Origin of the sequence: Paraburkholderia sediminicola, from assembly GCF_046026855.1 — a bacterium.
Classification (GTDB): Bacteria; Pseudomonadota; Gammaproteobacteria; order Burkholderiales; family Burkholderiaceae; genus Paraburkholderia; species Paraburkholderia sediminicola_A.
On sequence record NZ_JAQQET010000012.1, the window covers coordinates 1 to 12,262 of the forward strand.

Here is a 12,262-nt window from a genome sequence, read left to right on the forward strand (position 1 = left end):
CAATTCTTAAGCGGTTTCCCCGCACAGTCGCGGTAGTGGCGCATCTGGAATCTGTGTTCCCGCCCATTCCGCGTGAGTGACAAAGCGCTCATCAGTTCCCACTCCGCACTGCGTGCGTCGCGGATGGGTCTGCCAGGGAAACCAGGGGCTTCGTTTCGGCGCGGTGGGGGCCATCGGCTTCGCCTCGGCGAAATGCCAAAGGAGGCGTGAGTGCGAAAACATGGTGGTCGGTTCATGAGGTGCGTTTCGGAGCGCGCAGCGCCGCCGGAAGTATGACTGCCTTGTCACTCACGCCGAATGTGCGGGAACACAGATTCCAGATGCACCACTCCCTCCTCCAAGCCAGGGGACCCGCTTAAGAATTAGCGGGGTGAGCCGCTTTCTCTTGCCTACTTCTCTTTGCGGCGGCAAAGAGAAGTAGGTGCCTGCCCCGCACAGGGGCGACGCTAATAAACCAATAACAATTCAAGGAAAGGCCAAAGGATCCAGATCAAGGAAAACCCAAAACCATAGGAGCACAGACAACAAGTGCCCCGCAGGCAAAAAAACCAAAATCAATAAGCAATACAAACAGATTTACTTTCAGTATAGGAATCAATAATAGCCTTCCCATGTTCACGCCCGATCCCGGATGCTTTAAACCCGCCGAACGGCATGGCCGGATCAACCATATTGTGAGTGTTGACCCACACTGTCCCGGCCTCGATACCGTCGACGAGTCGCAGCGCCTTGCCGATCTGGTTTGTCCAGACGCTTGCGCCCAGTCCATATTCGGACGCATTGGCCTGCGCCAACACTTCATCGATATCGTCATAAGGCATCGCCACGAGCACCGGTCCGAACACCTCATCCCTGACAACGGAAAGCGGTTTGCACGCGCGATTGGCAATGACCGTCGGCCGGACAAAGAAGCCATCTGCGTCAACGGCCGCATCGCGCGACAAGATCTCGCCGCCTTCCTGCCGGCCTTGCGCAATCATGCCCATGACCTTGTCGCGATGACGTGCGGAAACCATGGGTCCCATCTGCGTCGCGGCATCGAAACCGGAACCCAATGCAATGCTGTCGGCCACCGCCGCAATGCCTTGCACGACTTCGTCGTAAATCGAGCGCGCAACGTACAAGCGAGAACCAGCGGTACAGACCTGTCCATGGTTGAAGAAAATCGCGCCTGCAGCGCCTTCAATCGCTTTCTTCGGGTCGCAGTCATCCAGCACGATCACGGGGCTCTTGCCACCCAGTTCCAGCGACACGCGTTTCAGATCGTCAGCACACTGGCGGCCGATGATGCGGCCCACTTCGGTCGATCCCGTGAAGGTGACTTTATTCACCGATGGATGCTTGACCAGCGCTGCGCCAGCGGTCTCGCCGCGGCCGGTGACCACATTGAATACGCCCGGCGGGAAGCCGGCTTCGTGTGCCAGTTCGGCCAGGCGAATTGCTGTTAAAGGGGTTTCTTCGGCCGGTTTTAGCACGACGGTGCAGCCGCATGCGAGTGCCGGGGCGATTTTCCAGACTGCCATCAGCAGCGGGAAATTCCACGGGACGATTGCGGCGACGACGCCCGCCGGGACGCGTTTTGTTGATGCGTTGTAGCGGGTGCCGGGCGGGAAGGGGATCGACAGGTCGAAAGTCGTGCCCTCGATTTTGGTGGCCCAGCCAGCCATGTAGCGCAGCCATTGGACGCTGCCTGAGACTTCCAGCATCTTTGAGAATGCTATTAGTTTTCCCTGGTTCAGGGTTTCCAAGGTTGCCAGTTCTTCTGTGTGTTGTTCTACCAGGTCCGCTAGTTTTAGCAGTAGATGTTCGCGGGCGGCGGGCGGCATTCTGCGCCAGGTGTCGGATTCGAAGGCCGCTTTTGAGGTTTTGACCGCGTGGTCGATGTCGGTTTCTGATGCGTCTGGAAGCTGGGCTAGTTCTTCTCCTGTCGCCGGGTTGTAGATGGGGAAGGTTTTGCCTGCGGCGCTGTGGGTTCTTTCGCCGTTGATGAACATTGTCGTCGGAAGCTTCGCTGGGTTTTTCTGTTCGGTCATTTTGCTTTGTCTCCGTTGGGGTGAGATTGGCTTTGCTATTCGGTTGTCGCTTTTTGAGACTTGATTTGCTGTTTTGTTTCGAGTCTGTGGGGGGATTTTTCTTGTTTTGTTAGTGGTCTATTAGTGTTGCCCCTGTGCGGGGCGGCACTTACTTTCTTTGCCGCCGCAAAGAAAGATAAGCAAAGAAAGCGGCTCACCCCGCTAATTCTTAAGCGGGTCCCCCGCGCAGCCACGGTAGTGGTGCATCTGGAATCTGTGCCCTCGCGCATTTGGCCTTGGTGACAAGGCAGTCATACTTCCCGACTTGCACTTCGTGCTCGTCGGAATGGTCTCCCTGGGGGGATGGTTTCGATGCCAACGTAACGGCTTTTTTTTAAGCCAATTGGCTGCTAACGTGCCCGCACATGTCAGGTTCGCAATCGCGCTTAGCGCATACAAGACCATGAATCCATCGCCGAAAAAATAGGACGTCGTCGATAACGTTGCTCCCAACGCCATCCCGATGTGGTGTGCCGCACCAGGGCAACCCGCGCTCAATGCGCTGCACGATTTGCCCCGCAGTTTCATTAGTTCAGGAATCGTCAGGCAGTCGAGAACCAGAAACATCTTTGCCGCGAGTAGTGCAAGCATCGGACTGTCTGCGGCCGCGAGCGCTCCAATCAATACCGCTCGTAGCACGTACAACACAATCAATATCCGGTTGCCGTTGCCGGATCGGTCGGCGATCAACGCCAGTGCGCAAACAGCACCCAGCGAAAGCGCGATCTGCCACATCGGCTGTGCGCCACTCATGCCGCAAATTGCATCGAGCTGGAAACGCGCGAGACTGCCGCTCGATACGCCCGCAAACAGTGCGAGCAGCGCCGCAGCGCCAGTTGCGTGCATGGCCTTGGTCGACTCGTCCGTACGTTTATTTCGATCGGAGTGTTCAGGTGATGATGCTGTTTCAAATGGTGAGGGCGTTTCGCTGGCAAGGTGCCACCCGTAAAACAGCAACACGCCACCCAGCACGACAGCCAACCCACCTATCGCGATGCGATGCTCAAACCCGCTGACATACGCCGGCACGATACCCATCGCACTCATCGTCGCGATCAGTGTCACCGCCGTCGCAAGCGTGGTGTGCTGCTGCCTCGAAATGCGCGACATCAACAGCGGCACAATCGTCATCGTGGCCAGCGCCAGTGCGCTCATCCCCAGCGCGCTGGTTCGTTGACCAAGGCCGGCCTGTATCACCAGCGTCGCGGCGCCGCTCACGAGCAGCACACAAGCCGTGCCGCGCACGCTCGCTGTTAGCACGCGAGTCGCGCCGCTCACGCTCTTCATCAGCCTGTGTGCCGCGCCACCCACTCTCGCCATCAACGCGCGATCTGCGCCGCCCACGCTCACTGTCAATACGCGTGTCCCGTGGGCTGTAATCGCGGGATATACGTTTGCGGAGTTGACGACGTGTGCAGCCGCAGGCCGTTTGTCGCGTATCGTCGGATCAGCGCTTGCAGCAGCCATGATCCGCGGACTTGCCGTCTTCAACACTGTTCTGATCACGTTCGGACGGCAGGTCCATCGTCGGGTTGGCGGAGAAGAAGTTGTTCGGCTTGAGCATCAAGCCGGCGTATTCCACCGGCATCACCGGGAAGTCCTCGGGTTTGCATACGTGCGTGTGACCGAAGCTGTGCCACAAGACGATGTCTTCGTTCTCGATGTTGCGATTCGCCTCGATGTAGCGCGGCAAGCCGTCACCACCCGCATGCTGGTTCGGATAGTCGCCACTCGCGTAGCGCTCGGCCGGATCGAACGGTGTGACCCACACGTGACGCGTGGCAAAACCGCCGCGTTGACGGACTTTCGAGCGCTCGTCGGCCAGCATCAGCGGTGAGTCGTTCACGATCAGCTTGTAGCCCGGATTCGCACCGACAGCGTTCTTCACGTTCGGGTTGGTCACCTTCCAGTAACGTCCCGTGCGACCGTTCGCAAGACGCGCGGCTTCGCTCTCGGTCTTGAACACGCGCTTCGTGGTGTCGAAGACGTTGCCGTACGGATTCGTTTCGCCCATTGGACGCGGCACGAATTCATGTTCGGTCACGGTGTTGCGCTCGCCGTCGACCATCATGTGCATCCGTGCATTGAAGAAGTGCTGGTGGGTCGGGCCGCCAAGGTTTTCAGTGATCATGCCGCCCCACGGATACGTGTCGCCGTCGGCGACCGCTGAGGTTTGTACGATGCCGGTCAGCTTGCATTCGAGTTGAATCGTGCCGTCCTGATACAGGTACCAGTAGAAACCGTAGTCGTAGTTGCCGACCGTCGCGAAGAACGAGATCACAAGGCGTCGCGAGCGACGCATTTCGAAGACGCCGGTGCGGAACTCATAGTGCTTCCACAGGGTGCCGTAGTCCTCTTCGTGCATGCACACGGCGTTCTTCATAAGGAACGCATTGCCGAAATCGTCGGCGGACGGAATGTCGAAATAGCGGATCGTGCCGAGACAATCGCAGCCGAGCTCAAGTTGATTCGCCAGTTTTCCAAGACCGTATTCGCCAGCATCGAATGCGCTTTTCCAGTAGTGGTTCGTGCTCGGGTCGGAGTAGGGCACGCACATCTCCGTCACGCTCGCACGGTAGATGATCGGCCGCGCGTTCTTGCCGTCGTCCCATGACAGCTGATGCAGCACCAGCCCTTCGCGCGGCGTGAAGCCGACCCGGAAGTTCCAGTTCTGCCAGCTCACATGCCAGCCGTCGATCTTGAAGCTCGGGCCCTCCGGTTGGCTGATCGAAAGCGGTTTGAGTGTGCTGCGCGGTTCGCCGAGGCTCGGTGTGTCGTAGTTGTGCTTCGCACGCGGGATCGGAATGATGCGGCCGTCGTCGACCAGTTCGATCACTTTCTTCTCGAGCAGATCGACTACCGCCACCACGCCCTCGATGGGATGCGCGTAGCCGTTGTCGGTCACAGTCTCGCGGTAGTAACTCACGCAACGCACAAGGCGCCGGCCATTCTCGTTCTCGCGGTCGAAGCAACCGGCGGAAAACGGATCGACCTGGACGTGCTCCAGATCCTTCTCGGTGAGACCGCGCTTCATTACCGCAACGCGCCATGCGTCGTCGCTCTTGACGATCTGCTCGGCGTTCATGAAGTCTTCGATCATGATCGGCGGCTGGCCGTAAGGCGCCTGATCGAACGGGAGCACGTTGCGCGAGGCGACTCTTTTTTCTCTCAGGTCCACATTGAATTCGATCGTCGTCCCATTCGTGCGGTCGATTGCCAGTACGAACGCCGTACGCGAAAAATATTCACCAGTCTTGAATGCGACCACTTCGGTCTTCGGCGGCTCACGCAATTCGACCATGGGAAAGCGTACATGGGCGTCGAGGCTTTCGGCGGCCTTCACGAGATCGCAGGCAAGCTGCATTTCGTCCGGACTCAGCGGATCGAGCGGATGAACGGGGGCGTGAGCGGCTTTCGTGGCATTCGTGTTCATAGGATTCCCGTAAGGAGTGTGCTGGACCGGACTGCGTGCCGGCGATGCTGAATGAAGCGCGGCGAACGCTGAGTCGATGGCAAATCGTAGGAACCCAATATTATTTTCGCGCTTGCTTATCGCGCCAAATGAACGATAAAGTGCGCCATGAGCAATAACACGGCAGTACATCAGCGAAGACTTGAGAGGAGACGCTCGGCATGAAAAAAGTCACGCTCAACGGCAGTTTCCCGATGATCCGCGGCGCGGTAATGGGACCGGTTGTGCGCGCACTCGATGCATCAGGCGCCAATTGCGACGCGCTGCTCGAAGCGTTCGGCATGAGCCGCAAGCTCCTGTCGAATCCGTATGAAATCCTGCCGCTCACGCGTTATGTGGCGGCATTCGAGCGCGCGGCTGAAGTACTCGGCGAACCGTCGCTCGGCTTGCGTCTCGGTAGCGAATTGCAAGTGACGGAACTCGGGCCGGCAGGTCTCGTGTTTCTATCGTCGCCGACCTTGAACGCAGCCGTGCGCAAGTTCTCGCTCGCGCTGGCGTCGTGGCAGAACACCACAACCTGTGAGTTGCTGCGCGATAGCGAATGGCCGGTATGGACCTATCAGATCGCCAATCCACAGATCTGGCCGCGCCGGCAGGACGCGGAATACAGCCTCTCGACGATGTGCCATATGATCCGGCTCGTGCGTGGCGCAGCGTGGAATCCGGTCGAAGTGCATTTCGAACACGCCGCGCCGGCCGACCTCAAACCGTATGCACGCAATTTCCGCGTGCCGGTGCGCTTTCAGCAGCCTTTCAATGGCGTGATCCTGCGTCCGCTGGATCTCGATGCGCCGCTCAAGAGCGCCGACACGCAAATGGCGCGCATGATGGAACGCCATGCCACCGATCTGATTGCGCGCGATGCGGTGCCCCACAGCATCGTCGAACAGGTGCGCGATCTGGTAACGCGGCGGCTTGCGCACGAAAAGCTGATCGTTGCCGACATCGCGAAAGATCTCGGTCTATCGCATCGTTCGTTGCAACGGCACCTGGCCGAGGCAGGGACTTCCGTGCGGCAGATCGTGCGCGAAGAGCGGCAGCGTAGTGTGGAAGGCCTGCTTGAACGTGACGGGCTCACCAATGCGGCGATCGCTCGCGCCGTGGGCTACGCCGACGCAACCGTGCTGTGGCGCGCCACGCGCAACTGGAAAAAACAATAAAAGGTGGTGGTGTCGCAAATACTTTCATTCTGAAAGCACGCGAAAGCGCAATCGTCACACGAAAAGAAAAACTTCCGTTTCCTAAGTATTTGCTGCGAACCGCAGTGCCTGACACGCTCAGGAGCATTGGCGCAAATTATCGAAAATTTGGCGCGGTTCGCGAAGTCGCTTTATTTTTTAGCTACCTACCATGCGCTCACACCGAAACATCGAACGTCGGTCAACCGAGCGTCTGGACCAGTATTTCCAGGGTTTAGGCGAGTTCCAGACTAGCCAACAAAATAGAGGCAGCGATGAATGAACCCTACTCTCCGACCCGTCTGGTCGACGCGGAGAATCCCGTGGAACTGAAGGGCAATACGCTGGGCTTGTGGCAGATCGTGTTCCTCGTGATTTCCGCCGCCGCACCGCTTACCGGCATGCTCGGTGCGGTGCCGCCCGCGATCAGTCTGGGCAATGGTGCAGGTATTCCAGGCGCGTTCGTGATTGCCGGCATCGTGCTGCTGATTTTCAGCGTGGGTTTTGCGTCGATGAGCCGGCACGTGGTGCGCGCCGGCGCGTTCTACGCATACATCACCGCCGGACTCGGACGGCCGTTGGGCATGGCCGGCGCACTCGTCGCGCTGATGTCGTACACCTTCATCCAGATCGCGCTGTATGGGTTGTTTGGATTCTTCTGCACGGTGATTCTTTCTCCACTACTGCATACCGCGATGCCCTGGTACGGCTATTCGCTGATCTGCGTGGCCGTGGTGCAATTCACCGGCATCCGTGGTATCGATCTGAATAGCCGACTGCTCGGCGTGCTGATGTGTCTGGAACTGGGCATTCTGCTGCTGCTTGCAATTGCGATCGTCGTGCATGGCGGCGGCCCGAATGGCCTCACGCTCGCACCGTTCACACCGGAACATGTATTTAGCGGCCACCTCGGTATTGCCGTGATGTTCGCCTTCGCGTCGTTTATCGGTTTTGAAGCGACGGCGATTTACGGCAAGGAATGCCGGGACCCGAAGGTGACCGTGCCACGCGCGACGTATGTGTCGGTCGTGCTGATTCTCGTGTTCTTCGCTTTCGTTACGTGGACGATCGTTTGCGCGTACGGACTGAACGACGTGGTCGCGGTCGCGACGAAGCAACCGGGCGATTTCTGGTTCATTCAATCGGGTAAGTATCTGGGCGGTGCCGTGACGACCGTGATGAGCTTCCTGTTGCTTAGCAGTATCTTCGCGAGTCTGTTGTCGTTCCATAACACGCTGGTGCGCTATATCCACGCGCTGAGCCTTGAAGGCATCCTGCCGCAAATGCTCACCCGGGTGCACGAAAAATACCGTTCGCCGTATGTGGCGAGCTATCTGCAAACACTCTCCGTGTGCGTGCTGCTCGGGCTCTTCATCGCGGCAGGCAGCGATCCGTTCAACATCGTTTTCAGCTGGAGTTCAGCGCTTGGCACGATTGGTATCGTGATGCTTCAGGCCGTGACGAGTTTTTCGGTCATCGCGTTCTTCCGCAAGACGCGCAAGGACACACGCGTATGGCACTCGTTTGTCGCGCCCCTGGTTGGCGGCATCGGCCTGCTGTATATCGGCGTGATCCTGGTGCGCAATCTCGATGCGCTCAGCGGCTCCGATAGCCCGATCGTCAAGTCTTTCCCCTGGATCGTATTCGCGGTGGCGCTTTTCGGCGTCGTGATCGGTCTCATCTTGCGTAAGAAGCGGCCAGATATCTACGCGCGCTTCGGGCAGTAATCGAACCGCGCGCAAGGCACTCAGCGCGCGCCGTCTCGTCACGTTCCAGCGATCGACTGCTGTAGTTCATTCTCGAACGGCAGCGGAGTGGTGTCGCTCGTCTGGTTCGGCCGGCTCGTCCAGTTTGAGCTCGCTGATTTCACCACTCAACTTTCGACAAAAAATATGGCACACAAATTCGTCAGGCGCTCGGCGCTTGCGCTGGCCGCGTGCGGCCTCGCGATGGGCGCGCATGCGCAATCTTCGGTGACGCTCTATGGCACGGTCGACGCCGGCGTCGTCTACACGACCAACCAGCAGACAACGCTCGCGGACGGCAGCACCAACGGCCACGCGAATTACCAACTGGCGGGCGGCAACCTGGTGCCTTCGCGGTGGGGCTTGATGGGCACTGAGGATATCGGTGGCGGCACCACGGTGAACTTCACATTGGAGAACAGCTTTCTGATCGGCAACGGCGCGATGTTGCAATCGAACACGCTGTTCAACCGCAACGCATGGGTCGGTTTGAACAACGGCACGTACGGCGCACTGACATTCGGCCGCCAATACGATCCGTTCTCCGACTACATGGGCGCCTATGCATCGAGCAATAACTGGGCGACGCTGTACGGCTCCCATTTCGGCGACGTCGACAACCTCAACGAAGCGTTCAACTTCAACAACTCGATCAAGTACATCAGCCCGAGCTTTGGTGGATTGACTATTGGCGGATTGTTCAGTCTGGGTGGCGTGGCAGGGAATTTCTCGCAGAACAAGGGCTGGGCGCTGGCGGCGAATTACGCACAGGGGCCGCTGTCGTTGAGCGCAGGCTATCTCGAGTTGAATCAGCCGTTGCAGGCGGCCTTAGGCGGTACTGCCGGCTATATCGGCGATTTCAGTTGCGCGAATGCCGACGCGTCGTATTGTCTGCTTCAGCAGGCGAGCAAGGTCAGGATTTTCGGAGCAGGGGGCTCGTATGCGTTCGGCAAGGCGAGCGTGGCGGTGAGCTATACGCATACGCGTCTGTCGCAGAGCCAGTATTTCGCAAGTGCGGCGAGCTCTGCCGGGGCCGATATTTCATTCGACATTGCCGAGTTGAATACGACCTATATGCTCGCGCCTGATTTGCAGCTCGGTCTGGCATATATCTTCAACGACGCCAGGCCGAGCAGCAGTGCTTCGACGCGCGTGCATCAGATCAACCTGGGTGCGGTGTACAGCCTGTCGAAGCGGACGGCGGTCTATGCGGTGGCGATCGGGCAGAAATCTTCCGGCGCGGGACTCGGGATCAATCCGTCGACGGGGCAGACGGAGAATCTGGCGCAGATTCCGAATATCGTCAATTCGGATACGGATAAGCAACTCTCCGTGATCGTCGGCGTGCGGCACAATTTTTAATCTGCCTGTGCGGCGCTGGCAAACAGATCAACGGAGCCAACGCCGCATGGCGAACCACGTAACGTGCCACGCGGGGAAAACTAATCCGCCACGCGTTTGTCCGCAAGCGCGCTCTGGCAATCCGCCAATACCTGCTTCACCAGCCGCGCTTGCGGGTCAAGCTCGTCGGTATCGAGAATCTCCTCGACGGCGTCCCGCGCCCAGTCGGCATCGACAAAATTCGCGTGCCGCCGTGCAATCTCCAGTGCGGTTGCCGACAATCTGGCGATACTCAACCAGTCTGCTTCCCGCGACCGGAGGTCGAGCCACTTATGGGCGGCCTGCACCTGAAACGCCGCGTCGGGCCAGTCCTCATTCAGGTAAAAAGCGCCAAGCGATCCGCATGTGAGCCAGCACAACAGCTCCAGGCGGTCACGTGGACTCAGATGATGGCGTACATCACTCATGGCGACGCTCGCTGCTGTAATTTGCGTTCCGGTGAGGACGGCAGGCCGTCCTCCGCTTCTGTTACACAATATCACGCAGAATTCGCGAGCGGCAATTCCAGACTGACCCTGGCCGCTCCGGCGCCACAAATACCACGCGACAGCCGGCCCGGCTCCGCCGCACTAGCGCGTAGCGACGATAAACAGGCGCGGAAACGGCAACAGCACGGTGCCGTCTGCCAGCGCCGGGTACGCCCGCGCGATCGCTTCCCGGTAGCGTTCCAGGAAGGCGTCTTCCTCGCTGTCGTCGAGTTCGCTCAGGAACGGCCTGAGCGCGCTGCCCTTGAACCATTCGACCACCGCGTCCGCGCCGCCCGCGAGCGGGTGGTAGTAGACGGTACGCCACACGTCGACCCGCGCACACAGCGGTTTGAGCAACGCGTAGTACCAGTCGGCGCCGTAGCGCATGGTGCGTTCCACGCCTTTGAGTTTGTTTGCCCAGGGGCCGTCCGCCGCGATTTCGCGCAGCAGACGGTGCGCGGGTTCGTCGAGGTTGTCCGGCATTTGCACGGCGAGGTTGCCGCCCGGTGCGAGTTTTTTCACAAGCGACGGAAACAGCTGCTCATGATCCGGCACCCACTGCAGCACGGCATTGGCGAGGATCAGGTCGTAGGGGCCCGGGGCATCCCACGTCGCAATGTCGCTCACCTCGAACTGGAATTGCGGCAGGCGCCTGGTGGCCGCCGCGATCATGTCGGCGGAACTGTCCAGACCGCTGACCGCCGCGCCGGGCAGGCGGGCCGCCAGTGCCTCGGTGGAATTACCGGGGCCGCAGCCGATGTCCACCGCCACCCGCACGTCGGTTGCCGGGACCGCCGCCAGCAGATCCCTGACCGGACGGGTGCGCTCGTTTTCGAACATCACATACTGCTTCGCATACCAGTTCGTCGGTGAAGTCATGTCACGCTCCTTTGTCTTGATTGCAGGACCGGTGTCCGCTGACATCCGTGGCCGGTGTGCGGTGTCAAACCGATCCAATCCGCTTATTCTGTGCGGTGTCGGGGGTAGAGTAAAATGAATTTATCATTCCGATTCCTTCATTTTTCTAATGAAAATCGACACTCTCGGTGTACAGGCATTTGTTGCGATTGCGGACCGGGGCAGCTTTCAAGCCGCCGCGGATTCTTTGCACGTCACGCAGACGGCCATTACGCAACGTCTGCGCAAGCTCGAAACGTTTCTCGGCGTCACGCTGATCGAGCGGACTACCCGCTCCATGGCGCTGACCGAAATAGGGCGCAGTTTTCTGCCGCAGGCGCGTCGGTTATTGGGCGAGCTTGCCGATGCGCTGGTGGAGATTCGCGAGACGGGTGAGGCCCGTCGCGGCGATGTGTCGATCGCCTGCGTGCCGACGGTGGGCGTGCAGTATCTGCCGCGCATTCTGCAGGCGTACGCCGGGCGTTATCCGCATAACCGCATCAAGATTCTCGATCACGCGTCGTCTGCAGTGGAGGAGGCCGTGCTGCGCCGGGAGGTGGAGTTCGGCATCAATATCGCCGGTGAGCATCATCCGGATCTCGCCAGCGTGCCGTTGACGGAAGACCGCTACGTGCTGATTTGCCATGAAGATCATCCTTTAGCAAAACGGCGGCGCATCGCCTGGCAGCAACTGCAATCGTATCCGCTGATTTTTGCCGGGGAGGTCAGCGGCAATCGCGCGTTGCTCGACGTCGCACTGGAAAAGAGTGAGCTGGCGCTGCGCTCCTTTTATGAGGTGCAACGCAGTTCGACGGCTGTCGGGTTGGTCGCGCAAGGAGTGGGCGCGGCCGTCGTGCCGGCGCTCGCGATTCAGAAGGGCGCGTATCCGACGGTCCGCACCGTCGAGCTCACGCACCCGGTGGTCTCGCGCACGCTCGTCCTCGTGGCGCGCAAGACCGCTCAACTTTCACCGGCGGCGCAGGCGCTTTACGACATGATTCTGGAACAGGCCACGCTGAAGGCGTGATGC

The 12,262-nt window shown here is 59.5% G+C and carries 9 protein-coding genes; 4 read left to right on the top strand and 5 right to left on the bottom strand.

Annotated features, from left to right (window positions below; all coding sequences use genetic code 11):
- Positions 1 to 554: 554 nt before the first annotated feature.
- The 3 genes from styD to PQR40_RS14915 form a co-directional block, all read right to left on the bottom strand.
- Complete coding sequence (styD, locus tag PQR40_RS14905; RefSeq protein ID WP_408394616.1) at positions 555 to 2,033, bottom strand: phenylacetaldehyde dehydrogenase StyD; 1,479 nt, start codon at positions 2,031 to 2,033, stop codon at positions 555 to 557.
- 201 nt (positions 2,034 to 2,234) lie between these two features.
- A complete protein-coding gene (locus PQR40_RS14910) occupies positions 2,235 to 3,290 on the bottom strand; it encodes a hypothetical protein (protein ID WP_408509278.1) in 1,056 nt (351 codons plus the stop codon).
- Between the two features lie 229 nt (positions 3,291 to 3,519).
- Positions 3,520 to 5,505 (bottom strand): primary-amine oxidase, encoded by a 1,986-nt coding sequence (locus PQR40_RS14915; protein WP_408509279.1) that lies wholly within the window; start codon positions 5,503 to 5,505, stop codon positions 3,520 to 3,522.
- 200 nt (positions 5,506 to 5,705) lie between these two features.
- Between PQR40_RS14915 and PQR40_RS14920 the strand changes: the two genes are divergently transcribed.
- The 3 genes from PQR40_RS14920 to PQR40_RS14930 all read left to right on the top strand — a co-directional run bounded on the left by PQR40_RS14920 (position 5,706) and on the right by PQR40_RS14930 (position 9,829).
- A complete protein-coding gene (locus PQR40_RS14920; protein ID WP_408223198.1) occupies positions 5,706 to 6,704 on the top strand; it encodes an AraC family transcriptional regulator in 999 nt (332 codons plus the stop codon).
- A 293-nt stretch (positions 6,705 to 6,997) separates the two neighbouring features.
- On the top strand, positions 6,998 to 8,449 hold the full coding sequence (locus tag PQR40_RS14925) for an APC family permease (RefSeq protein WP_408340584.1): 1,452 nt from the start codon (positions 6,998 to 7,000) through the stop codon (positions 8,447 to 8,449).
- A 165-nt stretch (positions 8,450 to 8,614) separates the two neighbouring features.
- Positions 8,615 to 9,829 (top strand): porin, encoded by a 1,215-nt coding sequence (locus tag PQR40_RS14930; RefSeq protein WP_408223202.1) that lies wholly within the window; start codon positions 8,615 to 8,617, stop codon positions 9,827 to 9,829.
- A gap of 80 nt (positions 9,830 to 9,909) precedes the next feature.
- On the opposite strand, the gene PQR40_RS14935 is transcribed toward PQR40_RS14930, so the two are convergent.
- A complete protein-coding gene (locus tag PQR40_RS14935; protein WP_408223204.1) occupies positions 9,910 to 10,275 on the bottom strand; it encodes a hypothetical protein in 366 nt (121 codons plus the stop codon).
- A gap of 162 nt (positions 10,276 to 10,437) precedes the next feature.
- On the bottom strand, positions 10,438 to 11,214 hold the full coding sequence (tam, locus tag PQR40_RS14940) for a trans-aconitate 2-methyltransferase (protein ID WP_408509280.1): 777 nt from the start codon (positions 11,212 to 11,214) through the stop codon (positions 10,438 to 10,440).
- Between the two features lie 148 nt (positions 11,215 to 11,362).
- Here tam and PQR40_RS14945 point away from each other — a divergent pair, with 148 nt between their 5' ends.
- Positions 11,363 to 12,259, top strand: coding sequence for a LysR family transcriptional regulator (locus tag PQR40_RS14945; protein WP_408223208.1), 897 nt, complete (start codon positions 11,363 to 11,365; stop codon positions 12,257 to 12,259).
- The last annotated feature ends 3 nt before the right edge of the window (positions 12,260 to 12,262 follow it).

Bases quoted from the DNA above. Each gene is read 5' to 3' on its own strand.
- styD (WP_408394616.1), bottom strand. From the start codon at position 2,033: ATGACCGAACAGAAAAACCCAGCGAAGCTTCCGACGACAATGTTCATC.
- PQR40_RS14915 (WP_408509279.1), bottom strand. From the start codon at position 5,505: ATGAACACGAATGCCACGAAAGCCGCTCACGCCCCCGTTCATCCGCTC.
- PQR40_RS14920 (WP_408223198.1), top strand. From the start codon at position 5,706: ATGAAAAAAGTCACGCTCAACGGCAGTTTCCCGATGATCCGCGGCGCG.
- PQR40_RS14925 (WP_408340584.1), top strand. From the start codon at position 6,998: ATGAATGAACCCTACTCTCCGACCCGTCTGGTCGACGCGGAGAATCCC.
- PQR40_RS14930 (WP_408223202.1), top strand. From the start codon at position 8,615: ATGGCACACAAATTCGTCAGGCGCTCGGCGCTTGCGCTGGCCGCGTGC.
- PQR40_RS14935 (WP_408223204.1), bottom strand. From the start codon at position 10,275: ATGAGTGATGTACGCCATCATCTGAGTCCACGTGACCGCCTGGAGCTG.
- tam (WP_408509280.1), bottom strand. From the start codon at position 11,214: ATGACTTCACCGACGAACTGGTATGCGAAGCAGTATGTGATGTTCGAA.
- PQR40_RS14945 (WP_408223208.1), top strand. From the start codon at position 11,363: ATGAAAATCGACACTCTCGGTGTACAGGCATTTGTTGCGATTGCGGAC.